Origin of the sequence: Mesorhizobium sp. M0152 (genome assembly GCF_040322415.1) — a bacterium.
GTDB lineage: Bacteria > Pseudomonadota > Alphaproteobacteria > Rhizobiales > Rhizobiaceae > Mesorhizobium.
This window is the reverse complement of sequence record NZ_JAMYTH010000011.1, coordinates 72,312-97,829: the sequence shown is the minus strand read 5'-3', so window position 1 is coordinate 97,829 and position 25,518 is coordinate 72,312. Positions and strand designations below refer to the sequence as shown.

Annotated in this window: 19 protein-coding genes and 1 pseudogene; 13 read left to right on the top strand and 7 right to left on the bottom strand. The window is 58.9% G+C overall.

Features of this window, described 5'->3' with window-relative positions; all coding sequences use genetic code 11:
• Positions 1 to 39 precede the first annotated feature (39 nt).
• The 4 genes from pdxR (at position 40) to NKJ26_RS14140 (ending at position 5,601) form a co-directional block, all read left to right on the top strand.
• Positions 40 to 1,545, top strand: coding sequence for a MocR-like pyridoxine biosynthesis transcription factor PdxR (pdxR, locus tag NKJ26_RS14155; RefSeq protein ID WP_352695864.1), 1,506 nt, complete (start codon positions 40 to 42; stop codon positions 1,543 to 1,545).
• A gap of 159 nt (positions 1,546 to 1,704) precedes the next feature.
• Positions 1,705 to 2,196: an MOSC domain-containing protein gene (locus tag NKJ26_RS14150; RefSeq protein WP_023758446.1), complete on the top strand. Its 492-nt coding sequence runs from the start codon at positions 1,705 to 1,707 to the stop codon at positions 2,194 to 2,196.
• A 6-nt stretch (positions 2,197 to 2,202) separates the two neighbouring features.
• Positions 2,203 to 3,153 (top strand): PDR/VanB family oxidoreductase, encoded by a 951-nt coding sequence (locus NKJ26_RS14145; RefSeq protein WP_352553819.1) that lies wholly within the window; start codon positions 2,203 to 2,205, stop codon positions 3,151 to 3,153.
• Between the two features lie 51 nt (positions 3,154 to 3,204).
• Positions 3,205 to 5,601 carry a transketolase gene (locus tag NKJ26_RS14140; protein WP_023766632.1) on the top strand — a complete coding sequence of 799 codons (2,397 nt, stop codon included), beginning with the start codon at positions 3,205 to 3,207 and terminating at the stop codon, positions 5,599 to 5,601.
• 169 nt (positions 5,602 to 5,770) lie between these two features.
• Here the strand turns inward: NKJ26_RS14140 and NKJ26_RS14135 are convergent, their stop codons facing one another.
• The 3 genes from NKJ26_RS14135 to gmd all read right to left on the bottom strand — a co-directional run bounded on the left by NKJ26_RS14135 (position 5,771) and on the right by gmd (position 9,559).
• The gene (locus tag NKJ26_RS14135) at positions 5,771 to 7,192 is read right to left on the bottom strand and encodes a phosphomannomutase (RefSeq protein WP_352695807.1); all 1,422 of its coding nucleotides are present in this window, start codon (positions 7,190 to 7,192) and stop codon (positions 5,771 to 5,773) included.
• 352 nt (positions 7,193 to 7,544) lie between these two features.
• On the bottom strand, positions 7,545 to 8,489 hold the full coding sequence (gene fcl, locus NKJ26_RS14130) for a GDP-L-fucose synthase (RefSeq protein ID WP_352695805.1): 945 nt from the start codon (positions 8,487 to 8,489) through the stop codon (positions 7,545 to 7,547).
• On the bottom strand, positions 8,489 to 9,559 hold the full coding sequence (gene gmd / locus NKJ26_RS14125; protein ID WP_023692482.1) for a GDP-mannose 4,6-dehydratase: 1,071 nt from the start codon (positions 9,557 to 9,559) through the stop codon (positions 8,489 to 8,491). The genes fcl and gmd overlap by 1 nt, the downstream gene beginning before the upstream one ends.
• Before the next feature lie 972 nt (positions 9,560 to 10,531).
• Here gmd and NKJ26_RS14120 point away from each other — a divergent pair.
• From NKJ26_RS14120 to NKJ26_RS14095, 6 genes and pseudogenes are all read left to right on the top strand, one after another.
• Positions 10,532 to 11,518: a nodulation protein NodZ gene (locus tag NKJ26_RS14120; protein WP_352695804.1), complete on the top strand. Its 987-nt coding sequence runs from the start codon at positions 10,532 to 10,534 to the stop codon at positions 11,516 to 11,518.
• 212 nt (positions 11,519 to 11,730) lie between these two features.
• A complete protein-coding gene (locus NKJ26_RS14115; RefSeq protein ID WP_023753786.1) occupies positions 11,731 to 13,146 on the top strand; it encodes a mannose-1-phosphate guanylyltransferase/mannose-6-phosphate isomerase in 1,416 nt (471 codons plus the stop codon).
• 555 nt (positions 13,147 to 13,701) lie between these two features.
• Positions 13,702 to 14,106: pseudogene (locus tag NKJ26_RS14110) on the top strand (IS30 family transposase); the annotation flags it as partial.
• A gap of 394 nt (positions 14,107 to 14,500) precedes the next feature.
• Entirely contained in the window at positions 14,501 to 15,313 is an 813-nt protein-coding gene (locus tag NKJ26_RS14105) for a Hachiman antiphage defense system protein HamA (protein ID WP_031245459.1), read from the top strand.
• Positions 15,279 to 18,428, top strand: a complete 3,150-nt coding sequence (locus NKJ26_RS14100; protein ID WP_352546081.1) for a DEAD/DEAH box helicase — start codon at positions 15,279 to 15,281, stop codon at positions 18,426 to 18,428. The genes NKJ26_RS14105 and NKJ26_RS14100 overlap by 35 nt, the downstream gene beginning before the upstream one ends.
• A 388-nt stretch (positions 18,429 to 18,816) precedes the next feature.
• The gene (locus tag NKJ26_RS14095) at positions 18,817 to 19,860 is read left to right on the top strand and encodes a hypothetical protein (RefSeq protein ID WP_023750588.1); all 1,044 of its coding nucleotides are present in this window, start codon (positions 18,817 to 18,819) and stop codon (positions 19,858 to 19,860) included.
• Positions 19,861 to 19,973: 113 nt separating this feature from the next.
• Here NKJ26_RS14095 and NKJ26_RS14090 read toward each other — a convergent pair whose 3' ends face one another.
• The 3 genes from NKJ26_RS14090 to NKJ26_RS14080 all read right to left on the bottom strand — a co-directional run bounded on the left by NKJ26_RS14090 (position 19,974) and on the right by NKJ26_RS14080 (position 22,291).
• Positions 19,974 to 20,516 (bottom strand): SLATT domain-containing protein, encoded by a 543-nt coding sequence (locus NKJ26_RS14090; protein ID WP_280940649.1) that lies wholly within the window; start codon positions 20,514 to 20,516, stop codon positions 19,974 to 19,976.
• A 25-nt stretch (positions 20,517 to 20,541) separates the two neighbouring features.
• Positions 20,542 to 21,423 carry an SMODS domain-containing nucleotidyltransferase gene (locus NKJ26_RS14085; RefSeq protein WP_352609736.1) on the bottom strand — a complete coding sequence of 294 codons (882 nt, stop codon included), beginning with the start codon at positions 21,421 to 21,423 and terminating at the stop codon, positions 20,542 to 20,544.
• Positions 21,424 to 21,778: 355 nt separating this feature from the next.
• A complete protein-coding gene (locus NKJ26_RS14080; RefSeq protein WP_352695801.1) occupies positions 21,779 to 22,291 on the bottom strand; it encodes a hypothetical protein in 513 nt (170 codons plus the stop codon).
• 401 nt (positions 22,292 to 22,692) lie between these two features.
• Between NKJ26_RS14080 and NKJ26_RS14075 the strand changes: the two genes are divergently transcribed.
• Together NKJ26_RS14075 and NKJ26_RS14070 are read left to right on the top strand one after the other, a co-directional pair.
• On the top strand, positions 22,693 to 23,394 hold the full coding sequence (locus NKJ26_RS14075) for a Crp/Fnr family transcriptional regulator (protein ID WP_023750592.1): 702 nt from the start codon (positions 22,693 to 22,695) through the stop codon (positions 23,392 to 23,394).
• An 83-nt stretch (positions 23,395 to 23,477) separates the two neighbouring features.
• Positions 23,478 to 23,723: a hypothetical protein gene (locus tag NKJ26_RS14070; protein WP_352695799.1), complete on the top strand. Its 246-nt coding sequence runs from the start codon at positions 23,478 to 23,480 to the stop codon at positions 23,721 to 23,723.
• A gap of 289 nt (positions 23,724 to 24,012) precedes the next feature.
• Here NKJ26_RS14070 and NKJ26_RS14065 read toward each other — a convergent pair whose 3' ends face one another.
• Positions 24,013 to 24,456, bottom strand: coding sequence for a hypothetical protein (locus NKJ26_RS14065; RefSeq protein WP_352695798.1), 444 nt, complete (start codon positions 24,454 to 24,456; stop codon positions 24,013 to 24,015).
• Between the two features lie 545 nt (positions 24,457 to 25,001).
• On the opposite strand from NKJ26_RS14065, the gene NKJ26_RS14060 reads away from it, so the two are divergent.
• Positions 25,002 to 25,502 carry a hypothetical protein gene (locus NKJ26_RS14060; protein WP_352695796.1) on the top strand — a complete coding sequence of 167 codons (501 nt, stop codon included), beginning with the start codon at positions 25,002 to 25,004 and terminating at the stop codon, positions 25,500 to 25,502.
• Positions 25,503 to 25,518: the final 16 nt, after the last annotated feature.

Genomic DNA, 25,518 nt, shown 5'->3' with positions numbered 1-25,518 from the left:
TTGACGGCAACCTGGCCAATGTGAAATATCCAGTTGGCGATGAAAGAGATGGTCCAGTCTTCAAGTGCCGGGTCTGCAGCGCGCTCGCACGCGATGGGTGCACGCCAGATATACGAAGCCCTTCGCGAGCAAATCCTCGGCGGCGTCTACGAAACCGGCAGTCAGTTGCCATCCTCCCGGGCCCTGGCAAATGACCTCGGCGTTTCGCGAACCACGGTGACGGTCGCCTATGAGCAACTGGCTGCGGAGGGTTTCATCGAAGTCCGTCAAGGCGCACGACCTCGCGTTGCGTCTTCGTTGATGGGCCATGGGACGGGGCGCACTCACGCGCAACGGGTCGGCCCGATCCACCTGTCCGCATATGGCGAGCGGCTGCGCGCGACGTCACCCTGGCCAGATTATCTGCCGACTGGGCTGAAGGTCGAGTTCCGCTATGGCGACCTGGCGCCGTCGGATTTCCCTTCATTGGTCTGGAAACGCGCGATGAACGAGGCGATGGGGCAGCGCCCGCTGCGTCTTGCCTATGACGATCCTCGCGGCTCGCGCCGGCTCCGCCAGGCGCTTCAGGGATATCTCTGGCGCGCCCGGACCCTGAGCTGCGACCTCGACCAGATCATCATCGTCAGCGGTTCGCAGCAGGGCCTTGATCTGTGCGCGCGCCTGCTTCTCGATCCCGCCGACCGCTTCATCATCGAGGATCCGTGCTACAGGATGGCGCGTCAGGTCTTTGCCAGTACGGGTGCTTCACCCATCCCGGTCATCGTCGACGAAGACGGGATGAGGACCGAGTTGCTGGCGGGGATCGGAGCACGACTGGCTTATGTGACGCCGTCGCATCAGTTTCCGCTGGGCGGCGTCATGCCGATCGCGCGCCGCCATCAGCTTCTGGAATGGGCGCGGCACAACAACGCCTATGTGATCGAGGACGACTACGACAGCGAATATCGCTACGACATCAATCCGGTCCCTCCGCTGCACAGTCTCGAGGACCACGGGGCTGTCATCTATCTCGGCACGATCTCCAAAACGCTCTCGCCGATGCTGCGCATCGGCTACCTCGTCCTCCCGCCCGAATTGCAGGAGGTCTTCGCAACCGCCAAACAATTCGCAGACCGGCATTCGCCGGTCGCTGAACAGGAAGCGCTGGCATCGTTGATCGAGAGCGGCGGCTACGAAAGCCATGTGCGCCGTGTGCGCAGGCTGAACGGCGAGCGTCGGGAAACGTTGTTGGGTGCCTTGCAGCACAGCTTCGGGGATCGCATCACTGTCCAGGGAGCTGATGCGGGACTGCACGTCGCCGTTTGGTTCAATGACCTGCCACGATCGCGGGAAACGGCCTTGGTCGAATCCGCCCGCGACGCTGGCCTGGGGCTACACTTGATCTCGCCGCTCTACGAACGGCCATCGGACGAAGGCCGCACCGATCGCGTGGGACTTGTCATGGGCTATGCCGCCTTGAGCATTCGGCAGATCGGGAAGGGCGTTGAGGTCCTGCGAGAGGTTGTCAAGCAGGTGCACGACGTGATGCCGGCGCGGAACAACTGAGACGGGGCGACGCCGAAAGCTGGCGCTGAAAACGGTCCGAGGGCCCCCCGTATTTCTTTCCAAACAGCCAACTGGACCGGGAAAATGCCATGCAACTGGCGCTGTTGATCAGGCCAGTTATGCAGCAGGTTTCCACGAGACGAATTTCCGAGAGCGATGATGACCTGGCGAGGAAAGCTGCTTCACGTCCATATCGCGCCTGCCGCCTCCTATGAAATGGAGGAGCTGGCGCAGGCGCAGCTTATTGCCGGCCAAGGCATTGTCGGAGACCGCTACTACCTGGGGACGGGGACCTATTCCGCGCGTCCTGACGTTCGCGAAGTGACGCTGATCGAAGCTGAAGTCTTGGACGCCATCGCGCAGGGCGAACCCAGAATTCCGGGCTTCAAGGCCAAGCTCGCACCCGAAGATCACCGGCGCAATCTGACGACACGAGGCGTTCCGCTTAGCCATCTTGTCGGCAAACGCTTCCGGGTCGGGGAAACGATTCTCAGGGCCGCCCGGATGAATGTGCCGTGCAAGTATATCGAGGAGTTGCTCGGGCTTCCGGGTCTCTACGAGGGGCTTCTGAACCGCTCCGGCCTGAACTGCACAATCGAGGTCGGGGGCGTGATCCGCCCCGGTGATCTGATCTTGCCCATCGACGAGTGAAACGCCATGGCCTCGCCGCGCATCATCATGAAGCTGACCGTGACCGCCGCCCGCAAGGAGCCGGGCGACGTGCTGGTCATCGACCTAAAACACCCACGCAAACCTGTGCTGCCGGCGTTCGAAGCGGGTTCTCACGTCGACGTCCATCTGCCTGAAGGGAAGGTGCGTCAGTATTCACTTTGCGGCGACCCGACCGAGCTTGGCCGCTACACCATCGCGGTGAAGCGCGAGAATGACGGCCGTGGCGGCTCGGCGTGGATCCACGAAACCATTGCCGTCGGCTCCACACTGCCTGTCTCCGCGCCACGCAACCATTTTGCGCTCAAGCCAGGCGAGGGGCCGACTTTGCTGCTGGCAGGGGGAATCGGGATCACCCCGATTCTGGCCATGGCGCGCGCGCTCACCCGGCAGGCCAAGCCCTTCGAGTTGCACTATTTCACCCGCAGCCGGGCGCTCACGCCACTCTTGGCGGCGATCGGGAGCGATCTTCCTGGCGGCAATGTGCGGATCCATTTCGACGACGAGCCTCAGACCCGGCAGAACATCGCCGCGCTGCTGGCGAACCGTTCGGACGACGCGCAGACATACTACTGCGGACCGCCTGGCTTCATGGCGGTTGTGGGGCGCGCGGCTCAACACTGGCCCAAGGGTACTGTTCATTTCGAAACTTTCCAGCCTCCCGAGTTTGATGGCGCGCCACCGGAACCATTCGTCATAGAACTGGCTGAGGGCAGGGTGGTTGAGGTTTCGGCTGAGACCACGGCACTGGCCGCCTTGCGTGCGGCCGGTGTGCCGTTGATGGCCTCGTGCGAGAACGGGGTGTGCGGGACCTGCGAATGCGCAATGCTGGCGGGACAGCCGATCCATCGGGATGCCGTCCTGTCCAAGGAGGCACGCGGCCACCGCTTCATCCCCTGCGTGTCGCGCGCGACAGGTGTGTTGAAACTCGATCTTTGACCATTTGGGCGGGGGTCCTGTGAGACCGGCAGCTGATTTGCGGGAAACTGAATGACGAGGAAACTGGAATATCTGCACGAGATCGAGCGCTGCGTCTCCTGGCTCGCAGCCTGGACGATCCACCACGCCAACCACGTCCGCGAGGGCGATGAGATCAAGGTCGGGGGGCATCAGGCCTCGTCCGCGTCGCTGAGTACCATCATGACCGCGCTCTACGGTTCGGTCCTGCGCCCGCAAGATCGGGTGGCGGTCAAACCCCATGCGGCGCCGATCTTCCATGCACTTCAGTATCTGGCGGGCAACCAGACCCACGAAAAGCTCATGAACTTCCGCGGCTACAAGGGCGCGCAGAGCTACCCTTCGCGGACGAAGGATGTCGACGATGTCGACTTCTCGACCGGGTCGGTGGGTCTCGGCGTTGCTCAGACGCTGTTCTCGTCGCTGGTGCAGGACTACGTCTCGGGTCACGGCTGGATGAAGGAGCGTGCCGAGGGCCGAATGGTCAGCCTGATCGGCGACGCCGAGATGGATGAGGGCAACATCTACGAGGCCCTGATCGAAGGCTGGAAGCACGGGCTCAGGAACTGCTGGTGGGTGGTCGACTACAATCGCCAGTCGCTCGACGCCGTGATCCGGGAGGGCCTCTGGCAGCGTTTCGAGCAGATTTTTCGCAACTTCGGCTGGGACGTGATGGTCCTGCGCCACGGGGCTCTGCAAGAGGCTGCCTTTGCCGAGCCGGGGGGCGAGAAGCTGCTCGAGTGGATAGAGCGCTGTCCGAACCAGCTCTATTCGGCGCTGACCTTCCAAGGGGGTGCTGCCTGGCGCAAGCGGCTGCTCGACGAGATCGGAGACCAAGGGCCGGTCACCACTCTGATCGAACGCCGCTCCGACGACGAGTTGCAGGCGTTGATGACGAACCTTGGCGGGCATGACATGCCGAGCCTCCTCGAAGCCTTCGAGGCGGCGTCCAGGCATGACCGTCCCGTCTGCTTCATCTGTTACACCATCAAGGGCTACGGTCTGCCGCTTGCCGGACACAAGGACAACCACGCGGGGCAGATGACGCCCACGCAGATGGAAGACTACCGCCTGCAAATGGGCGTAAAGCGGGGTGAGGAGTGGGACAAATGGGCGGCCGCCACCTTGCCGGAAGCGGAACTTGACGCCTTCTTCGCAAAGGCGCCGTTCTTCAGTGAGGGGCATAGGAGGCTGTCTGCGCCGTCGGTGCCGGTGCCTGAAACCCTTCCGTCACCGGGGCAGCCCGGCAAGCCGCTCTCGACCCAGATGGGGTTCGGCCAGATCCTGAACGACATCGCACGCGAGCGCAGTCTGCTTGCCGACCGCATTGTCACCACCTCGCCCGATGTGACGGTCTCGACCAATCTCGGTGGCTGGGTCAACCGGCGCGGCCTTTTCGCCCGGGAGACCATGGCGGACACCTTCAAGGCCGAACGCATTCCGTCGACCTTTACCTGGGAATTTGGGCCGAAGGGGCAGCACCTCGAGCTCGGGATCGCCGAGTCGAACCTGATGATCATGCTCGGGGCGCTCGGTCTCTCGCACTCGATCAATGGCGTGCGCCTGCTGCCGATCGGGACAGTCTATGATCCCTTCATCTACCGATCGGCCGACCAGCTAAACTACGCCTGCTATCAGGATGCGCGCTTCATGCTGGTCGCAACGCCCTCGGGCGTGACGCTAGCGCCCGAGGGCGGAGCACACCAGTCGATCGGCACCCCATTGATCGGCATGGCGCAGGATGGGCTTTGCGCCTTCGAACCGGCCTTCGTCGACGAACTGTCCGTGATCATGCGCTTTGCCTTCGATTACATGCAACGTAATGGCGAGGGGGATCCGGATGAGACGACGTGGCTGCGTGATCAGACCGGAGGATCGGTCTATCTTCGCCTGTCAACCCGGCCGCTCGAGCAGCCGCTGCGCGACATGAACCCGGCGCTCGCGCGGGACATCGTCAATGGCGCCTATTGGCTGCGTCCGCCTGGGCCCAACGCGAGTGTCGTCATTGCTTATCAAGGCGTCGTCGCGCCGGAGGCGATTGCCGCGACGGGTCTTCTGGCGGAGGACCGGCGCGATGTCGGGCTGCTCGCGATCACCTCCGCGGACCGGCTTAATGCGGGCTGGCAGGCGGCGGAACGTGCCCGGCAGCGTGGCGCGATCGGCGCCCTGAGTCATATCGAGCGGCTGCTCGCGCCGCTATCGCGTGACTGCGGCATCGTCACCGTGATCGACGGCCACCCGGCGACGCTCGCGTGGCTCGGTGGGGTTAACGGGCATCGCGTGAAGGCGCTCGGGGTCGAGCAGTTCGGCCAGACGGGGACTATTGCGGACCTATACCGTCACCACGGCCTGGACACCAACGCCATCGTACATGCGGCGCAGGCGGTCAGTGCGGGACCGGCTGTTCGCTACCGGAAGGCGCTGCCTTGACCATGAGCTACCGGATGCTCCGTGGCTGGTACGGATCGGCTGTTTCCACGGGCGTTCCGGTTCGCTTCAAAGCGGACAGGGGCCGGGACAATGTGGACGTTCTGATCGCGCTTGAGTAGCTTGTGCGACCCCGAGGGTCACCTGGAATACGCAGGGAGGCGGCTTTTATTTAGCCTTGCGTCCAATTACGAATTCGATTCAATCCAGTCCGGAGCAAAAGCTCCGCGTCCTCCCGATTTTCGGCTTCGACGTAGCACCGCATTTCCGGGGCATTTCCGGATGGTCGCAAATGCAAGACACGCTTATCCGCGAGAGTGATACGAAGTCCGTCAACATCGCTAACCTTGCTTACCACTCCAATCGACCCGACGAAGGCGGCGATGTTAGTTTCCGCTGTACGAAGGTATGTCATGAGGCGAGTGCTGCTTTCGACGGAAAAATTTTCCAAGCGATCCGCCGCCGCCGCCGGCAATTGAAAGGAACTGCCAATCTCCGACAGTGGCTGCCCACTTGTATTAACAAGGGAAAGTGCCGCCAGGATGGGGAGAAAACTGTCGCGTGTAGGTAGCGCTGGCAGTTTAGTTCCGTTCGGGTCAAAGTCCGTGCCGGTCAACAAACCACCGTTTGCTTCGAAACCAACCACGCGCTCGTGACCCGACGCAACCAAATCGAGCATGGCAGCAATAACAAATGGCGATCCAACCTTGGTACGCACGACTTTAAAAGAACCTGCGGTCTCGATACCAGAGTTTGATGTGACCGGCGTGACGACCGCCTTCGCTTGCAGGAAGTTCGCCGTAATCAGGCCTAACAAATCACCGCGAAGGGGGTCTCCGTGGTCGTCAGCTACCAGTGGGCGGTCGCCATCGCCATCTGCCGAGACGACCGCATCAAGCCGATGCTCTTTGGCCCAGAGCTTGAACTGTTGAGCAGTCTCGTCCGAGACCGCTTCAGTGTCGAGAGGAATGAAATCTTCCGAACGTCCCAGGGTTACGACCGTCGCACAGTGATATGAGAGAATGTCAACCAAGAGATCGCGCGCGACTGTGCTGTGCTGATATACGCCCACCGTTAAGCCCTTTAGAGCATTAATCTCCATAAGCTTTCGATTGCGCGCTATGAAAAAGGCCTTGCATTCGGCCTCCCGGTGCTGCCGACGTGCAACAGCACCTTCAAGGACGTATCCGCGCTTCTCCAACTGCAAGGCGATGCGCGTTATCTCCCGCTCATCACCCTTGTCGATCTCACCGTCGGGTCGATAGAATTTTATTCCATTACGGTCGGCCGGAATGTGCGAGCCTGTGATCATCAAACAACCACTCTTACGCGCCTGAGCATACAGTGCCAGGGCAGGGGTGGGGACTGCGCCGCAATCGACTACGATGAAGCCGAGCGCAGACAGTGCCGCCGCACAGACGGCGGCGATGGCCGGACTCGAGGCGCGAAAGTCGCGCCCTATGAGTATCTCGTCGCCAATTCTGGCCAGGCCGGATTCCAGCAGGAATGTCGCGAATGCCGTTGCATACAGGGCAGAGGCGGCTCCTGCCAATTCTGTCGCCAGGCCCCGTAATCCACTTGTTCCGAATTTCATACCAAATCCGACGTTGCTAACCGGGTTTTGAAGGTAACATGCTCAAACTTTGGCTCGTCCGGAATGCCCATCGACAGATCCCTCGGACGAGAACAAGAAGTACATTCGGTTACCGTAGACGCGTTCGGTTCTCGACGGTTACCCTTGTGAGGATTGACGCAGTCGGCGTCGGCGTGGGCAGCGCACCGTGACCTTCACGGCGACGAGGTTGGAGCGGATGGGGTCCGGGTCCGGCAGGGCTCCTCGCGGCTGGCTCACATGAGCGCTATCGCCATCGAGTGATTGTCTCAGTCTACATTAGCTCTGGGTCCCGAAAGCGCGTACAGGCCTGAGACGCAGCAAATCCTCTTATCTATCGCCGTTCGGTGTAGCTCCCGTTCAGAAATGCATGATAGACACTCTCGATGCCTTCCATGAGAGTGATCTTTGCTGCCCATCCCAAAGTGCGCAGCTTGTCGACGCTCATCAGCTTTCGCGGTGTACCGTCAGGTCTAGAGTGATCATGCGCGATCTCCCCGGTAAATCCGACTACACGGCAGATCATTCTAGTCAGCTCTAGGATCGTGATGTCCTGTCCGCAGCCGAGATTGACGTGATCATGGTCAGAGTAGTTCTTCAGAAGGAAGACTAATGCGTCGGCGCAGTCGTCGACGTGCATGAATTCCCGACGTGGTGTGCCCGTGCCCCAGATGGTGATTTGCTTATCACTTATGAGCTTAGCTTCATGCGCTTTCCGGATCAGCGCTGGGATGACGTGGCTTGACTGCAAGTCATAATTGTCGCCTGGCCCGTAGAGATTCGTCGGCATAGCGGAGATGTAGTCGCGGCCATATTGCTGGCGATAGGCTTGAGCCATTTTGATGCCGGTGATCTTGGCGACGGCGTAGCATTCGTTGGTGCGCTCTAGTGGCCCGGTCAAAAGCGCGCTTTCAGGAATGGGCTGTGGTGCCATCTTCGGATAGATGCAAGACGAGCCGAGGAAGAGGACGCGGTCGACATTGTTTTCGTGGGCTGCCGCGAAGATATTGGCCTCGATCATCAGATTGTCGTAAATAAAGTCGACCGGATAGGTGGCGTTCGCGAGAATACCACCTACCTTTGCCGCCGCCATAATGATAGCGTCCGGTTTCATCACTGCCACAAAGTTTTCAACCTCGGTCTGTCGCTTGAGGTCTAGCTCTCCCCGAGGGGCGGCCACAACTTTGCAGTCTTCAGACGCGAGTCGGCGTACAACAGCACTGCCCACCATACCTTTGTGGCCAGCGACCCACACGGTTTTTCCGTTCAGATCATACATTACGCTTCCTTCATGACTACAGATGTCTGCATGACCTTCAGGTCTTCGCGTACCATTTCCGCAGCAAGCTCGCGCACGGATGTCTCATGCACCCAGCCGAGCTTCTCCTTCGCCTTGGTAGCGTCACCCAGGAGAAGATCGACTTCCGTGGGGCGGAAGTAGCGTGGGTCCACTTGGACTAGGCATCTGCCGCTCGCTACATCATAGCCCTTTTCGCCGACACCCTTGCCACGCCATTCGATCTCGACGCCGATATCTTCGAAAGCCCATTCGACGAATTGGCGGACAGGAGTCGTTTTGCCCGTAGCCAGCACGTAATCATCCGGTTGATCCTGCTGTATCATCATCCACATACCTCGCACGTACTCACGCGCATGGCCCCAATCGCGTTGAGCATCGAGATTGCCGAGATAAAGCTTGTCCTGCTTGCCCAGGTAGATAGCAGCGGCAGCGCGGCTGATCTTGCGCGTCACAAAAGTTTCGCCACGAAGGGGGCTTTCGTGATTAAAAAGAATGCCGTTGGAAGCGTGCATACCATAGCCCTCACGATAATTGACGACCATCCAGTAGGCGTAGAGCTTGGCGGCGGCGTAAGGGCTGCGCGGATAAAAGGGCGTCGTTTCGTTCTGCGGTACGGACTGCACGAGGCCGTATAGCTCCGAAGTCGAGGCTTGATAGAAGCGGGTCTTGTCCGTCAGACCGAGGAGGCGAATCGCCTCAAGAAGTCGCAATGTACCGATACCGTCCGCGTTTGCTGTGTACTCAGGTGTTTCGAACGACACCTGCACATGGCTCTGAGCAGCCAAGTTGTAAATTTCGTCTGGCTGAGATTCCTGAACCACGCGGATGAGGTTAGTCGAATCAGTGAGGTCACCGTAATGCAAGATCAGGCGCGGATCGGATTCGTGCGGGTCTTGGTAGAGGTCTTCGATACGACCCGTGTTGAAGGAAGAGGAACGTCGCTTAATCCCATGAACGATGTAGCCTTTTTTGAGAAGAAGACGGGCAAGATAGGCACCATCCTGTCCAGTTATGCCCGTAATAAGAGCAACTTTCCTGCTATCGCCCATTCTATTCCTGCTCTATTAAAGTTTAAAGTTTCGGCTCCGGCTCGCCACGCCGACACAATGTGCGGCCAGCCCCGTGCGCTATGGAGCACTTCGACAGATGCGGCGCGAAGCTCGTCATTGACAGTCCGCCAGCCGAGCACACCTCTTGCTTGGAGTCACAGCAAAATAGAGTTGCGCCGCTAACCGTCGGCTTCGTACATGCGGTCTGAGTGCCGCTCAGCTCACGCCGTGAGCGACATGTACTCCCAGCACCTTGCAGCTGATTTGCTCATCCATCAGCGAGTGAGGACGCCTTTCTTTCTTGCTTCAGCGTCTTCTAATGGGAATTGTTTGGATCAGTGAAATCGATTGTTTGGATAAAGTGCATCCACAGAATGGATGGTCTGACCGAGCAGCGGGGGCGCATCGCCGGCCCGGAGTCGTAGGCGCGAGCTTCCGTTCGGGGCGAGGACAAAGTTCGTGGCCGCGAGCCCTCACCACAGCATCCGGCACAGGTCGTGCAGAACTTTGGGAGCAGACTGCGGATTCTGTCGATCAGCTGGTTCCAGGCGCGTCGAGCTGTCGACCTCATCTCGCCCGGTACGGTTGCTGTATGCAGCCTTGCACCCTTGGCGTATGGCGTCGACGGAACGATTTGCTCTGGCAGGGAGTGTCGCAGCGTTCCCGGGCTGTTTCGGCTCTATTGGCGGGCCCGCGTCAGCCGAGCCCCTTCATCATGGCATCCAACGCATGGATGGCCGGCATCCAATCAATAGATTTTACATATGCCGCGGAGGCCCAGTAGAGAAGGCTGAACCGGAAGCGAGGGCATCGGCTTCAAGCTGTGCGAGCGTCACGGGATTAGTGGGCAGTGCTGAGTGAGCTCTTCTGCCCTATGGCCCGGCCTCTGCCAAGCGCCCGGCGTCAGGGTCTACGTGTCGACTAAGGATTCCAAACCGGATGCAACCTCCTCTCTGAACGAGATTTCCGAAAATGTATCTTAGTGGAGTGGAAAAGCGCCGGTTCGTCGTCTCTCGGAGGCGTACGGGGTTCGGTGATTGTCTGTGGTCGTTGGCGGCCGCTTGGCGCTACGCGCAGCGGTCGGGACGAACTCTAGTCATCGACTGGCGGGGGGCCTGCTACCTCGACCAACCCTTCACAAATGCGTTTCCGGTGTTCTTCCAGCCGATCAATGACATCGCTGGCGTGCCGGCTATTTCCGACGACCGGATCAACGACGTTTCCTTCCCTGGTCCATTCTTCCCGGAGTGGTGGAACAGGCCGGCGATCGAGTGCCTTTACCGGCCAGATGAGCAGATTTTCCAAGAGCGCGATGAGTTGGGCGAGCTCTTTCAGGCCGAACACGATGTCGAAGCGAACACAGTAGTGTGTGACGCTTGTCTGATGTGGCGGTGCGATGAGGATGCAGAGCGGCAGGTGTTCCAGAGTGTCCAGCCTCGGCCAGAAATTCAAGCCCGCATAGATGCCATTTATCAGGAATGTTTTGAGGGGCACAGCATCATCGGGATTCATGTTCGGCACGGTAACGGTGAAGACATCATGGAGCATGCGCCCTACTGGGCCGATCCGGAGCTCGCCGTTCGGCAAGTGTGCGCTGCAATTGACAAGGCTAAGGCGTTACCGCACCCCAGGCCTGTGCGGCTGTTCTTATGCACGGACAGCGCGCGGATACTGGATCTTCTGGCGGCCAGGTTTCCCGATCTGCTCACTGTCCCGAAGCACTTCGGATCCAATCAAGGTGGCCCCTTACACACTGCAGCACTCGGGATTGACGGCGGAATTTCCGCCCTCGTTGAGATGTATCTTCTCGGGCGCTGCGATACCGTAATTCGGTTTCCCCCGACGAGCGCCTTTACACGATATGCACGTCTATTCGCACCACGGGTAATTGAATTCGATCTGAAGGAGCCAAGTCGTTTGACTTTGATAGAAGACAGCCAAGTCTCTGATCTCAGTTAAGACCCGCCACCTGCGCAATTCGGCAGAGGCAACCAACAGGCATCAGTGGAGGCGTCGTACATTACCGATAGCGTCGTCATCTGACGCCGCCTGCAACGCACCAGAACTTCGCTGTTACGCGCGGCCGCAGACAAGCCAGAGCGACGGCGATCGTGACGCTGACGCTCGAAACAACGCGGGCGATCACTCCAGAGACGAGATTGAGGTTGGTTATGAAAGTCATTCCCGTGATCATCAGCGGCGGAGCCGGATCGCGGCTATGGCCCGCCTCAAGGCAATCGCACCCCAAACCTTTCCTCAAAGTAGCGGATGGATATTCTCTCATTCAGCACACTGTGCTGCGCGTCGCTTCGATAGAAGGTGTCGTGGAACTCGTCGCTGTGACATCCGGGGAACACCTCTTCCTGACCAAGGACGAATTTGACGAACTGGATTCCGTGGTCCTGCCACGCACCTTTCTGCTCGAGCCCGAACCTCGGGATACGGCCGCCGCCGTGGCTGCAGCCGCGATCCATGCGAGGGCAACGCAAGGCCCTGACGCGATCCTGTGCGTCTTCCCGGCCGATCACCTGATTGGCAACCTGCCTGCGTTTCTAGACGTCATGGGCCTGGCCATGGAACATGCGAAGCTCGGGCGGATCGCCACATTGGGCATCACCCCAACCAGACCGGACACAGCATTCGGCTACATCGAAGCAGATGGTGAGAACGTCGTCCGTTTCGTTGAAAAACCGGATCTGGATACAGCCAAAGCCTATGTCGCGTCTCAACGCTTCTTCTGGAACGCCGGCATCTTCTGCTTCAGTGCGCAAACCATGCTCGACGAGATGGCTTTGCATTGTCCCGAGGTGCTCCAGGCCGTCGCCGACAGCTACGAGAACGGCCGCGCCAGTCAATGCCAAGGCTTTGCCAAAATCGAACTCGCGCCTGAGCATTTCGGTTCCGCGCCGCGAATCTCGCTCGACCACGCTGTCATGGAGAAGACTAACAGACTTGCCGTGATTCCCTGCGACATGGATTGGAACGACATCGGATCTTGGAACGCAATGGCCGATTTGATCGCCCCCGACGAAAGCGGGAACAGGATACGCGGCGATGTGCACATGGTCGACACGACCGGCACCTATGTGAGCTCCGACAAGCGCGTCATCGGCACGGTGGGCGTAAGCGATCTGGTGATCGTGGATTCCCCGGACGCTTTGCTTGTCACATCCCGCGACCGCGTTCAGGACGTTAAGAAGCTCTTCGAGGGCCTCAAGGCTTCGGGACATGAAGCTCATCTGGTCCATAGCACGGTACACCGGCCCTGGGGTACCTATACGGTTCTGGAGGAAGGCGAGCGCTTCAAGATCAAACGCATCGAGGTGAAGCCCGGTCGCCAGTTGAGCCTGCAGATGCACTATCATCGTTCGGAGCACTGGGTCGTGGTCAGCGGCTCCGCCAAAATCGTCAATGGCGAGCAGGAGTTGTTCCTGGGGACAAACGAATCTACTTACATCCCCTGCGGCCATAAGCATCGGCTCGAAAACCCAGGCAGAATTGACCTGGTTATCATTGAAGTGCAGAGCGGCGATTATCTCGCCGAGGATGATATCGTTCGCTTCGACGACGAATATGGTCGAACGTAGATAACAGTACAAAAAACGTTAACGGCGAGCCGTCGCTCAAGGATCTCTGTCGTGGGTGCTGGGCCTGACATTGGCAAGCAGCGGGCCGAGCGTGTCATAGTATCCGCCCCGCACTGTCATCAGGCACTCGATCGTGGTCGAAAACATCGGTGAGCGCTTGACAGCGCGCCGTCCGCGGTAACGAAAACTTCAGATCTTTCTTAGGCGGACCCATTGCTCAGCTGTTCAACGGCACAGCCGTATCTCAGCCTGTAGGCGGCAACGAAATCCTCATCGCTGCAGATGCAGCGGCCGCTGGAATCTTTGGCTTTCGGATCATGGAGGTAAGAACCAAGGGGGCGCGGTAGATTCACGCGAGTGCTGGTCGTCGGACTATCGGAAAACCCGCACTATGCTTGACCAGGTCTGCGGCAAGCATGATCCCGGCAAGCACTGATTGAAAGGCCATCGCAACCACGGTTCGAACGAGACGACTTCCATCGCTAAGCTGGAACACCAGACCGCCGCAGATAGCCTGCTGATAAAAGGCTGGCCAACAAACGCGGCGAGCGGCTCACCCTCGTCGAGCGACACAGCCGATTCACGATGCTTGTAAAGGTGGCGAGGAGGGACTCGGCCACCGTCGTGGCGGCCCTCGCCCAAACGATCGGCACATTGCCCGAAGAGTTGCGGCGCTCGCTAAGGGGGCCAGGGTAAGGAGATGGCTCGGCACAAGAGCTTCACCGTTGCAACCGATCTACAGGTCTACTTCTGCGATCCGCGAAGTCCCTGGCAGCGCGGCAGCAACGAAAATACCAACGGTCTGCTCAGGCAGTACTTCCCGAGAGACACCAACTCTCCCATGTCTCGCAGGCCCAACTCAACGCCGTCGCCCTGCGGCTCAATCAGCGACCCCCGAAAAACCCTGGACTTCGAAACGCCGGCCTATAGGCTACAGAAGGTGTTGCGATGACCGGTTGAACCCACCGCCCCATTCTGGTCGTTCAGCCATAAGCCGCAGGGCGCCAGAAGCGGACTCTATCAACGGCAAGGAGCCCGCAGAATCTGCGCAACTGTTCCTCTCAGAGACATCTCGGAACTTTCGGTTGATTGCGAAGCAAAATTGACCCCTGGCACCGAAGGTGGCGCATGCTTTCTGGGAGATGGCGAATGCGATACGTAGCGGGTGTCCGCCAGAAGTCGACAACGTATCTCAGAGGATTAGAGGCAAGCACGGTTCGAAGACTACCTGCCCTTCTGAACTCGGTCTTTGCCGGGCGCCTTGGTCCACATGTCATGACTACAACATGTCCATCTTTAGGCGGTTTCGGACCTCGGTCGTGCATGCTAGAGGCTGTGATGATTTGGGGGAATCATGGCGGCACCTGCGCACATCGGCTGGCTAAAGAAGACGGCGACCAATGTTGCCACGACCGAAGGCGTCGAGGTCGAGGTCTGGGATCTGGAACACCAGCCAGACGACGCAGTGCTATCGTCGTGGGCCAAGCATTTCAGGCAGCACTACTGCAAGGACGAAGAGTTACCGGACTTTATCGAGGGCACGGGGCACACGCCAGCCACCTATCTCGCGACAGTGAAGTTTCCAGACCCAGTCCATCCTCCTGGACCGGGTACACGCTCGGGTGACTTCGGCGAAATCCTGCTTGCCGACTTCGCGGAGTACATCTTGGGTTATTGGTGCCCCCGGGAGGGTAGATACGAGAACCGCGACAACCGGAACGTTCCGTCGAACGGCTGCGACGTGGTCGCATTTAAGTTCCATGGCGACGATCCTGTTCACCCGAAGGACGAGCTTCTTCTCATTGAGTCGAAGGCGGGCTTAAAGGCAAAGAAACAGAACCGGTTGCAGAACGCGGTTGAGGATTCCATCAAGGACATCACACGCGAGGCGATGTCCCTGAACGCCATCAAACAACGTCTCCTGCGCACCGACCGGCTGGCGGCCAAACGTGTGCAGCGCTTCCAGAACCAAAACGATCGCCCGTTCAAACGCGTGAACGCCGCCGGAGCCGTGCTCGATCAAGACGTATTCGACAGCGTCGATTTCACGACGACGCTCGCCAAGCATCATCCCAACTTCAAAAACCTGAAGCTTCTCATCATCCGGGGCACGTCGATGATGAACCTGGTACATGCCCTTTACGATCGAGCCGCTAATGAGGCCTAAGAACAACTCGATCCAACTGCTGGCTTCCGTCAGGTCCCGGGCCAAGATGCACGAGTTCAGGGCAGCGGAAGCCGACTACAACGAGTTCACGCGCGCGCCGGACTCGCTGGTGGTGCTAGCGATCGGAATATTGGGCGATTCCGCGGCGGCGCTTGCGGACCGGTTCATCACTTCCGACACAGAGAGCGCCATGCCAAGGTCCTGGGATGAACCGGATGGATCGATCCGGGACATGGTTCACTTCTCCGCCCGGTATTTCGACGCCTTCTTGGAATCAAGGCTGGACGAGGATCTGACCAACGAGTTCTCCCTGCTGTGCGCCACCTCCTACTATCTGTCCGACAGTATCGGCAGTGCGGCGGTCGTGATGAAGAGGACAGAATCTCCAGCCCTCGAGTTGGGGCATGGTCTCGCCTTTCTGGCCTATCGGATTCTGAAAGGGCTTTTCGCGCCGGTCGAGGAGTCGTTCGCGCACCATTTGTTCGCCAATAGAATGTTAGCCGCTCTCCGGGCGTTTTACGCCCTGCAGGGCGGAGCCGAGGAAATTCGTCTCCTCTGCGAGGAACTCAAGGCGCATGCTTATTTGGCCGGGTCGGCCCGGGAGCTGCTCTACGCCGACGTGGTGATAGCGCTTGTCTCCCGCAAACTGGACGGAGCGGCCAGGACGCTTCTGCCCCCGAGTTCGGGCCTTGATTTGGCCGATTGGGCACCGGCCTTGAGGAAAGGATCGTTCCCAACGGAGCTCTGGCCAGCCCAGAGACTGCTTTGCGAACAGGGAATTTTGAGCGGACGTTCCGCGGTGATCCAGATGCCAACGTCGGCCGGCAAAACCCGCGCCACCGAGTTCTTGATCCGCGCCCATTTCCTAGCACAGCGATCGTCCCTGGTCGTCATTGTGGGTCCATTCAGGTCACTGTGCCACGATATCCGTTCGGATCTGGTGCGCTCATTCGCCGGCGAAGATGTCCTGATTAACGAGATCTCGGATTCGTACCTTTTCGACATCGATCTCGCGGGAGCGCGAAGACAGAATTCGGTGTTCGTGGTGACACCCGAAAAGCTCCTTTACATGCTTCGGCGTAAGCCCGAATTCGCCGAAGAGGTCGGATTGGTCGTTTATGATGAAGGACATCAGTTCGACGGACTGACCCGTGGGCCAACATATGAACTTCTGCTAGCGTCCATGCGCATCTCGCTGCCTACGAACGCCCAGGTCGTATTGATCTCTGCCGTCATCGGGAACGCGGCCGAGATTGCCGGTTGGCTCGTCGGCGACGAGACCGCGGTGGTGTCGGGATCGGGATTGCTGCCGACGGCTAGGAACATCGCCTTCGCCAGCTGGCAGTTCGAGCGGGCCTGGTTGCGCTACGTCAGCCCGGCCGATCCGAACGCGGATGAATTCTTCGTGCCCCGCATCGTTGAGTCCAAAGTACTGGCCAAAAAGGGTCGCGAACTGAAGGTGAAACGTTTCCCCGAACGCGGCACCACCAGAAGCAACACCGACATAGGCCTCTTTCTCGGTCAGCATCTCGCCGCAAACGGCAGCGTGGCCATTTTCTGCGGGAAGAAGGAGAGCGTCGGCACGGTCTGCGACCGCGCCGTCGAAATTGCAGGGCGCGGCTTGGAGCTCGATTGGCCGGCGGCTTGCTCCGACGAAAACGAGATCCGCAAGATTGCCGATCTATGCCAAACTCACCTCGGAGATGGTCGAGTATCCAAAGCTGCGAAGCTCGGGATCCTGTCGCACCACGCCAACACGCCGCCGGGCCTGCGGCTGTCGATCGAACATGCTATGAAGGCGGGTCTGGCTCGTATGGTAGTCTGCACCTCCACCTTAGCGCAGGGCGTAAATTTCCCGATCCGCTACTTGGTGGTGACGTCCACCCAGCAGGGCAAAGAAGAGATAGCGGTGCGCGACTTCCACAACCTGATGGGTCGTGCGGGCCGGGCAGGCATGTATACCGAAGGCAACGTGATCTTTTCCGCGCCATCGCTCTACGACGATAAAAAGAAAGACGGCCGATGGCGTTGGTCGAAGACCACCAGGCTGCTGGATGCGGATAATTCGGAACCGTCGGCGAGCAGCATTCTCAAGCTTTTCGTCAGCTTCGAGCAGAAGGTAAAAGGAAAGCCGACCATCACATTGGATCTGCCGACGGAATGGCTCGATCTCACATTCGCTACCAAGCAGACCATCGCGGCGTATACCGCCGCCGCGGTGAGCGAGCGCCCCGGGCTAATAGGGAAGGACTTCAGCAGGTTTCTTTCCGACCGGGCGCGCGCGGTGCAAAGCATAGCATCGTATCTACTGTCCTACGTTGATTTCGAGAGTGACCTTGCCGAGGAGCGTGTGGAGGAACTGGCGCGGAGCACCCTAGCATATCATCTCTCCGACGACGATCTGAGGGTCAAGGTCCTGGCCGTTTTTCAGGCGGCCGCCAAAGCCGTCCAACAAGGGACGGACCTCAGCCTGATCAAACTGGTCCGAAAGTCGCCGCTACCGCCGGCGGACGTCAAGGCTTTGGCGCAATGGATCGACATGCATCTGGACCGGCTCGCGGCAATCGAAACCGAGGAAGAGCTGTTGACCGCGATTATGGAAAAGGCGGCACGGCACGCCCACGCACCGGTCTTGGCGGCGGTACCCGAGGCAATGCGGCCGGATTGCCTTGCCGACTGGATCGCCGGCAGGACCTACTACGAAATCCGAGCGCGGCTGACAGCCGCCCATGTCAAGTTCGGTAACGCGAGAGCGACTTCGGAGCACGTCGTCCACCTGTGCGAAAGCGGTTACGCGTACGACCTGTCGATGGTCGTTGCTGCATTGGCCGATCTCGTTGAGGAGCGATCCGAAGATCTGCATGCGCGGCTGGTGACCGTCCAGAAAAAGATCAAGTACGGTCTGTCCAGTGACGCGGCTATTGCGTTCCAAGAGGCTGGATTCGCCGACAGAGTGGTGGCCCAGGCCCTTGGCGACGCGTTCCCGGTCATCGATGGCTATCGCGACGTGGTCACAGCATGTCGGACGCAGCGAGAATTGGTACTGGCCACTATTGAACCGTTCCCAAGATACTTCGAGGAGGTCGCGCTCGAGCTCTCGTCCGGCTATGACTGAAACAGGCCTGCCAATCTACGGGATTGCGAGGAAAGTACCTCGAACAGCGGCAATGGGGTCGGTGGCCGAATGGCAGCTATCCGCTCGACGCGTATCAAGACCGGACAGTCCGGTCACGGCCCCAAAGCTGCCAGGCGGGAACGCGCCTGACTTCGGCCGTTGAGCCGGCCTTAAGGTTTGTCCCAAAGCCGCCGTTGAAGCTGATATTTTCGCTAGCGGTCGCTCCTGTTCGTCTGAACAAACCAAACCGTTGCCACCAGCGATCGAGGTGTGTCCCGATGAGTGGGACACTAGGTGGTAGCCGCAGTATAATATGCCTCGTCTTTTCCCGGTGGATGGTTTGCCACTGCTAGTGTCGCATTACGGCGCGTTCCCGTAGGATCGGTACATGTCCGCGAAACCTGAAGACGCCGAAATCACGTTGCCGCCGCAAACCGCACCGGCGGACCTTTCGTTCGCGATGCGGGCGTTCGCTGACATAGAGGACGCCAACCGCATCGCCCACAACCTCGCGAGCTACATCCGCTTCATAAGCTCGGTAATCAATTTAGAGCGGCTTGACGGCGTGACTGTCGCTTATGATTACGATGCCGCGCTCGCCGAACTCGACCGAGGCGTCGAAGGCTTACGAACGCTCGCCCGGTCTAACGATGACCAGCTTGTCGGCGTCGCAATGTCGCCGGCCGTCCTGCGCGACGGCAAGGTCAAGGTTCACCTCGTTTTCAGCGGCGCGTACATCGAGAGTATCGGTGCGACCCCCGAACAGGACGACGCGCGAGCTCAGTCGGGTATGCAACAGGCCATCTATCTGATCGCCCACGAATGCGCGCACGTGCAAGTGACGACCGAGAAGGATAAAGCATTTCCCGGCAATATCCTCCAGAAGCAGGTCAGCTCCTACGAGGAGCAGATATTCACCCAGATCAACGAGGCCTGCTGGGACGAATATGCGGCCTGCCGCTTGAGCGCGCCGTTCGGCTCGGGGCACCTGGCTTATTATGAAGAAGGGTTGCGCGGCGTGGCAGGCGTCGCTCGACAGAAGGCCGCTGCCGCGCGCGACGGTTTCTGGAAACATCGTGATCTCAACCGGATCGTCGGAGAACTTGGAGCGCCGATTTCGGAGCCTCTCCGAATGGCGGCCTACACGTTTGGGCATATTGACGGCAGCAATGGCGAGGCGGAGATCAGCGAGGAGACCCGACAGGCGATCGATGAGGCCGGCTACACCGAGGCAATCGAGGAACTGGTCGCTCAGCTCCGGAAACTCTGGAATGAGCGCGGCGAATGGATGTTTCCGAGCGAGTTCGACGTACTCGGCGATGTCGCCCGCGGCCTATTCTACGAGGAAGGACTCCTGATCACCCCGAACGGCGAGGGGGCAAACATTCAGGTGTGGGACCCTGCGATGTACGACGGTCCCGTCGCAGCCTAACGACGGGAGAAATTCCGCTCGCCTCCGGCGAGGGAGAAACTTGTTCCTCGTTTGCTCGTCATGGCTCCATCCTATTTGGAAGTTGGAGCCTCCGGCAAAACCGGCGCGGTCTACTAAGCCCTGCTCGACCGCCTTAACGTGGTGGGCAGCATGTCGTCGATTTCCTTGTCGGAGAACATGAGCTCCTCGTTATCCTTCAAGGAATCCTGTGCCTTCTTGTAGGCCTTCCCGTCCGTGAAGGGTGCCGCCCGATAGATTTCATGAAGGTTGGCCTGCAGCTCGTCGCGCTGCGTCCGAAGGCCGTCAATTGGCACTGCCGAATTGAGCGCGTCGGTTATCAGGCTGAGGTAAGATTCTCGTACATTCCATATGTCGGACGCAGTTTCCCTGTGTCGCTGCGCGAGAGCACCGGGGTCTAGGTCTTTCTGATAGGCGTTATAGATCAGGCTGAGAATGGCAAGAACGACGGTCGCGTATTCCGCATATTGCAAAAGCCCCGTCTCCGCCCTGAATACGGTCGTCACCGCGCCGCCGGCGATGAGCGCGGACAGGATGATGTTGAACCACTTCGCATACCATTGATGGTCGGCAAGCCGCTCCGCCATCTTCTCGTGAATCTTATGGGTGTAGGCGCAACGGCCGTAACACTCGCGCACTTGGCTCTCGATTTGGTACCGCGGGTCAGATTGGGAAGGTTGTGCCAAAGACGGTCCTCCATTTCGCGCGGCGCTGTGCGGCCTTGTCGTCGGTCTGCATGTTGCAGGCTTCGACGGCGATATTGTAATCCGTGAGCGCCTTCAACCAGAACACCCCCGTCTTATAGACGTAGGAACCGCTCCCCGGCATACGCCAGTAAGTTTTCTCTCGGTCGAGGTCGTAGAGATACTTTAGGAAATCCCGCGCCATGTAGTCATGATAGCCGTAGGATTTATCCCGATACTCCCACGTCTCGATGAACTGGTAGGCGAGCGCGTCGATGAGGGCTCCGGTCATCGGAACGCTATTTTGGTCTTTCCACACCCTCATCATGCGGCAGAGGGCTTTGAGGTTGCCATTAACGGCCGTATTGCGGGTCTGGACGGCAGTCATCTCTGCCCGGGGATTGCACTGCCGCCAGGTACCTCCCCCGTTAGAATCGGCAAAAGTCCAGGAACCGTCCGTGTTGTTGAAATAGGGAAGGATTTCGAACGTGATCCCGTCCGTGAAGGAGATGACGACAACCTGGCCGTCGCTGCCGACCTTGCTGGAGCCGTAGGTTTTGAGGAGGGAGTTTTTCACGGCCTGAAGAAGCGCGGACTGACCGTTGCCGTGATACGCGCTGTATTTGACGTATTCCGCATAGGGGAGCTGGAAGCCGATATCTAGGTCGCTGATTCCGCGCGCGGCTGTGTCGCGACCGTAAGAGCCAACATAGAGACTGTGGGCGGAGCTGGAATCGGTGTTCCAGAAGTCTGTATTAAGGCGCGTGGTGATACGCCTGTACCGTTGTCCAATCGAGCTGATCAGGTCGGTGCCGATATTATAGTTATTCCGGAAGTTGTAGAACTCGTCTGATACGCCCATCCCCATCCACCTAGCTGTAGCTTCGTCGGTAGATGGCAATTTTATGCTTTCAGCGCAATAGCGTCGGTGTGCGTTCAACGGGAATATTAAGCGGCCGACATGACCCTATGCTCGCGGGCTGCGGCGAGAGTTGATCTCATTTGCTGCCTTTGGGAAACCCATCACCTGGGACGCCGCCGAATTGTTTGGGTTTATTTCAACGAAAAAGGGCAATGTTTTCCAGCTGAAAACCGGCGAGCCTCGCTGGACGCTCGATCTTGTCCGCCAGTTGGCCCTTCAACACCCGCTTGCCGTCCAATGCCGGAACGAGCGCGGCATCAACATCCGCGATGATCGAGGAGATATTTCGGTGAACTCAGAAATACCGAGCTTCAACTTCGCTTGTGCGTTGGCTTTTAGACCGGCGACGCCGCCGAGGTTTGGTAAGTGATGTCAATTTTTTCATTATTGCTACCGACAATTGCCTGGATCTGTTTTGCCGTTGTGAGCGTCCGGCTTCGAGTTCGGCGAGAACCTCATCCACGTGCTCTGGGGAACTAGCCAAGTGGCCCATGGCGGTGGCGGACATGCGCGCTTCTACAAGCCGCGTCTTATGGTCCTTGAGAACGGTCGCTATCTTCATCAGGCTGAAAAGGTGCTGACGACTGTATCGCGACACCGAGATGGCCCATTTTCCGAACATTCGGTCGGGGATAAGAGCTGCAGCGATGTTCAGTTGATCGCCGAGATCGAAGGTTTCTTCCGTCGTTCTTCGGCCTAGCAGCATGATCTCGGCCTCACACTTTCTTATGGCTCTGAGCTCGGCAGACCCCAGCCCGAGTTCGGAATGGTCGAATGTCGGTACGTTCTTTCGCGGCGCTTTCTTCATCGTTGAACCTTCAGGCTTCGTCGAGCACCTCATGGCTAGCTTGCGGCCACAATCCTCATGCCGCCGGCTAGTTGCCGTGCGCTATGGCTATGGCGCCGCAACGGCGACGTCAAGCCGGCGCATGTAGCTAAGTCATTGTCAACAATATGCATTCTTCAGGTCCATCTGCTTGGACAATGTCAGGCTCTTCAGCAGCCGACTGTTGACACAGGATTCGAATCCTTGAGAGCCCCCGCCGCGTCAGGCTTCATAGGATTGGTCCGCGCGGGGGTGCCGGCGCAATACGCCGACGGATTCTTTGCCAATCGCGCACTTGAAGCCTATGCTCGCTGAATCGGCCGCCCCCTTCGGACGCAGCCGACAGTAAGAGGTACGTGCTCTTGCCCGTCAGGGAGAGAGCCATGCCCAAATCCCTTCTTCGCAACCATGTATTGAAAACCCTCTCCTCAGAGGATTTCGCGCGATTGCAGCCATCAATGCATCACGTCGAACTGGGCATCAAAGCCCAGCTTGAGGTCTCATATCAGCCGATCGAGCGTGTGTATTTTCCAGAGACGGGCATCGCGTCGGTGGTCGCCACGATGACCGGTGGTCGGCAAAGCGAAGCCGGCATCGTCGGCCGCGACGGCATGACAGGGGTTGCCGTCCTGCTCGGCCAGGACAAGTCTCCCAATGAAACCTATATCCAGGTTGCAGGTAATGGCTGGATCCTCCCGGTTGAAGCTCTTCGCTCGGCGATTGCGGCAAGCCAGTCCCTTCGCGAGTCACTGCTTCGCTATGCCCACGCGTTCCTTATCCACTCGTCCCGGACGGCACTGGTCAACGGCCATTCGAAAATCGAGGAGCGGTTGGCCCGCTGGTTGTTGATGGTGCAAGACCGTGTCGAAGGGAATAGGATTTACCTGACGCATGAATTCCCGGCCACCATGCTTGGCGCCCGACGCCCCGGTGTCACCACCGCCCTGCAAATGCTTGAATATCGAGGGCTGGTTCACGCCAGGCGCGGCGAGATCACAATTGTCGACCGCGTTGGAATGAAGCAACTCACCCATGGTGCTTACGGCGAGGAGGAGCAAAGTCATTTCGGTCTGGCATCCGCCTGATTGTCCGGGATCGGACAAACCCTTGAAGGCCACCGAATTCCTGCTGTAAATCGTGTTGGTCAGGATTTCGGGAGGAATTCTCGATGACCAACACTTTCCACACCGTTACGGTTGAAAGGGCCGCCGAAGCCTATGTTCTGTCCAGAAGCAGGTCCAACTTCCTCTCGATCGCACAGGCAATCCGCGCCATCCGAACACTCATGCCAGCATGCAGGGCTACCGACCGCGAGTTGGAGGAGTTGCTGGCAGCGGCATCCATCATTCACGGTGTGCCCGTAGCTTTCGATGCAAAAACAGCCGATGGCGTAGAACCACGGCTCCATTCGTAGGCCACATATGCCCGCGCTCGCGCTGGGGCCTACCTTGTCGGACGTTCGCCAAGCGATTGTCCGGCACTTGATCGGCAATGTCGGCAGGCCGTGCATTTCGATATCCGAGGTTAGCCACGCTGTAAGGGGAACATTTCCGGTTTGCGAACTCACGGATTGGGAACTTGGCGATCTCATTGCGCGAAGCGCGATCGACGCGGGATTTGCGATTGAGTTCGATGCGGCGGATCCCTAGGACGCCTGTCGAGGCTCAATAGCGGAACAGCCACTTTAGCCATGTGGCTCCCAATCACGGACGGTCAGGTTGCAGTCCGATGATGCCCGTCAGCAATGCGCCAAACCGAAGACTCGGCTTATGCCTACTCTCCGCGTCGTAGAGGTGAAAGCCCTCTACCTCTATTAGCACATCGTCCGATTGACTCGCCTGCGCGATATAAGTGGGCGTAAATCTTGTGACCACCGGCTTCGACGAGGAAATCGCTAGGTTGCTGATCTCTACGTTGAGGTCCTGGACTGTCTGCAGGCCTTCCTGAACATCGCCGTGAATCCATCGCTGGTTCTGGTTCACTAGGACACGCAGATCATCAAAGGCTTTCCGTTGCTGCGCGTCGAGCTGACCAAACGTCTTGTCGAGAGAATCGGCGAATTGAGCGACAAGGTCGCTGATTAGGGCCTGGGAAGAGAGGCGCGGGCCGTCTCTCCTCGGCAAGCCGCCGCAGGCGGGTTCCCTCATTCTTTGCTTTGCTTTGCTTTGTGTTGGTCGCCGCCGAATGGGCACTAGTGACCCCTGGGCCTCAACTTGGCAGGGTGTGGTTCTCAATCAGCAGCTAGAATAATTTTGTCTCACCAATATTATCTGTGGAAAGTCTAGTTGTACCATTTCATCTTCGTAGTAGGCGTGATCCCTGTGGAGGTGGGAAGATGGGGGAAATCATGAAAGTTTTCGTTCGGGGCTCGCTAGGAGTTTGCGTTGCTCTTTCGAGTTGCGCCAGCGTTCCGAAGTTGCCAACCGAAGTCGGTCTACTTCGCATCTCAGACATTGTCGACAACATCCGGTGCGACCTGAAAGACGGACGCGACGGGCGGCCCAAGGCAAAGCCTCCAATCGGGCCTGCTACCTTCCTGACCGACTAGGGAAAGTGGAATGCGGCAGTTGAACTGTCGCTGAATGTCGTAGCGACGGGCGGCGGAGACGGCAGTGCCGGAAACGAGGTACCCTACATTCCGCAGACAGGCACGTTTGCATTGGCGACAAACGCCACCGGAACCGCAGACAGGATGGTGGGCTACAAGTTCACCATAGGCTTGGGTCAAAAGGACGATATCAAGTGCGACACACCAACCGTCAACGAAAGGCGCGCGCACGGTTCTCGGCTTACCGGAAACCTGGGAATCGCGAACTGGCTTGCACAGGTCCAGGATTCTTACGCGGATACAAAGACGCCGCCAGATTCAGTTTCGTACGTGATGGGTTTTACGCTGGACGAAGGCGCGTCGGCGAGCGTGAAGATCATCACGATACCATTCGACACAGGGCAGGCCAGCCTGGGCATCGGCTGGAAAACTACGTGGAAGGACGTCAATAAAATCTCTATCGTGTTCGCTCCCAAGCCCGAAGAGAAGCCTAAAGCCGCGCCGGCGCCCGCGCGCGCGACCAAGCTGCCTGAAGGCCAGCACGAGAAGAATCCTCCTGCTCCGCCGCCGGTCGATCCTGCTGCCAAGGAGAAACTGCTAAACGACCTGAACTTGCTTCTGCTCCAGAAAAGCTTGGGTCAATAGGTGGGGCATTCGGGCT

Excerpts from the sequence above, each read along its gene's own strand:
- pdxR (WP_352695864.1), top strand. The coding sequence starts at position 40 with ATGAAAGAGATGGTCCAGTCTTCAAGTGCCGGGTCTGCAGCGCGCTCG.
- NKJ26_RS14150 (WP_023758446.1), top strand. The coding sequence starts at position 1,705 with ATGACCTGGCGAGGAAAGCTGCTTCACGTCCATATCGCGCCTGCCGCC.
- NKJ26_RS14145 (WP_352553819.1), top strand. The coding sequence starts at position 2,203 with ATGGCCTCGCCGCGCATCATCATGAAGCTGACCGTGACCGCCGCCCGC.
- NKJ26_RS14140 (WP_023766632.1), top strand. The coding sequence starts at position 3,205 with ATGACGAGGAAACTGGAATATCTGCACGAGATCGAGCGCTGCGTCTCC.
- NKJ26_RS14135 (WP_352695807.1), bottom strand. The coding sequence starts at position 7,192 with ATGAAATTCGGAACAAGTGGATTACGGGGCCTGGCGACAGAATTGGCA.
- fcl (WP_352695805.1), bottom strand. The coding sequence starts at position 8,489 with ATGTATGATCTGAACGGAAAAACCGTGTGGGTCGCTGGCCACAAAGGT.
- gmd (WP_023692482.1), bottom strand. The coding sequence starts at position 9,559 with ATGGGCGATAGCAGGAAAGTTGCTCTTATTACGGGCATAACTGGACAG.
- NKJ26_RS14120 (WP_352695804.1), top strand. The coding sequence starts at position 10,532 with ATGTATCTTAGTGGAGTGGAAAAGCGCCGGTTCGTCGTCTCTCGGAGG.
- NKJ26_RS14115 (WP_023753786.1), top strand. The coding sequence starts at position 11,731 with ATGAAAGTCATTCCCGTGATCATCAGCGGCGGAGCCGGATCGCGGCTA.
- NKJ26_RS14105 (WP_031245459.1), top strand. The coding sequence starts at position 14,501 with ATGGCGGCACCTGCGCACATCGGCTGGCTAAAGAAGACGGCGACCAAT.
- NKJ26_RS14100 (WP_352546081.1), top strand. The coding sequence starts at position 15,279 with ATGCCCTTTACGATCGAGCCGCTAATGAGGCCTAAGAACAACTCGATC.
- NKJ26_RS14095 (WP_023750588.1), top strand. The coding sequence starts at position 18,817 with ATGTCCGCGAAACCTGAAGACGCCGAAATCACGTTGCCGCCGCAAACC.
- NKJ26_RS14085 (WP_352609736.1), bottom strand. The coding sequence starts at position 21,423 with ATGGGCGTATCAGACGAGTTCTACAACTTCCGGAATAACTATAATATC.
- NKJ26_RS14080 (WP_352695801.1), bottom strand. The coding sequence starts at position 22,291 with ATGAAGAAAGCGCCGCGAAAGAACGTACCGACATTCGACCATTCCGAA.
- NKJ26_RS14075 (WP_023750592.1), top strand. The coding sequence starts at position 22,693 with ATGCCCAAATCCCTTCTTCGCAACCATGTATTGAAAACCCTCTCCTCA.
- NKJ26_RS14070 (WP_352695799.1), top strand. The coding sequence starts at position 23,478 with ATGACCAACACTTTCCACACCGTTACGGTTGAAAGGGCCGCCGAAGCC.
- NKJ26_RS14065 (WP_352695798.1), bottom strand. The coding sequence starts at position 24,456 with ATGAGGGAACCCGCCTGCGGCGGCTTGCCGAGGAGAGACGGCCCGCGC.
- NKJ26_RS14060 (WP_352695796.1), top strand. The coding sequence starts at position 25,002 with ATGGTGGGCTACAAGTTCACCATAGGCTTGGGTCAAAAGGACGATATC.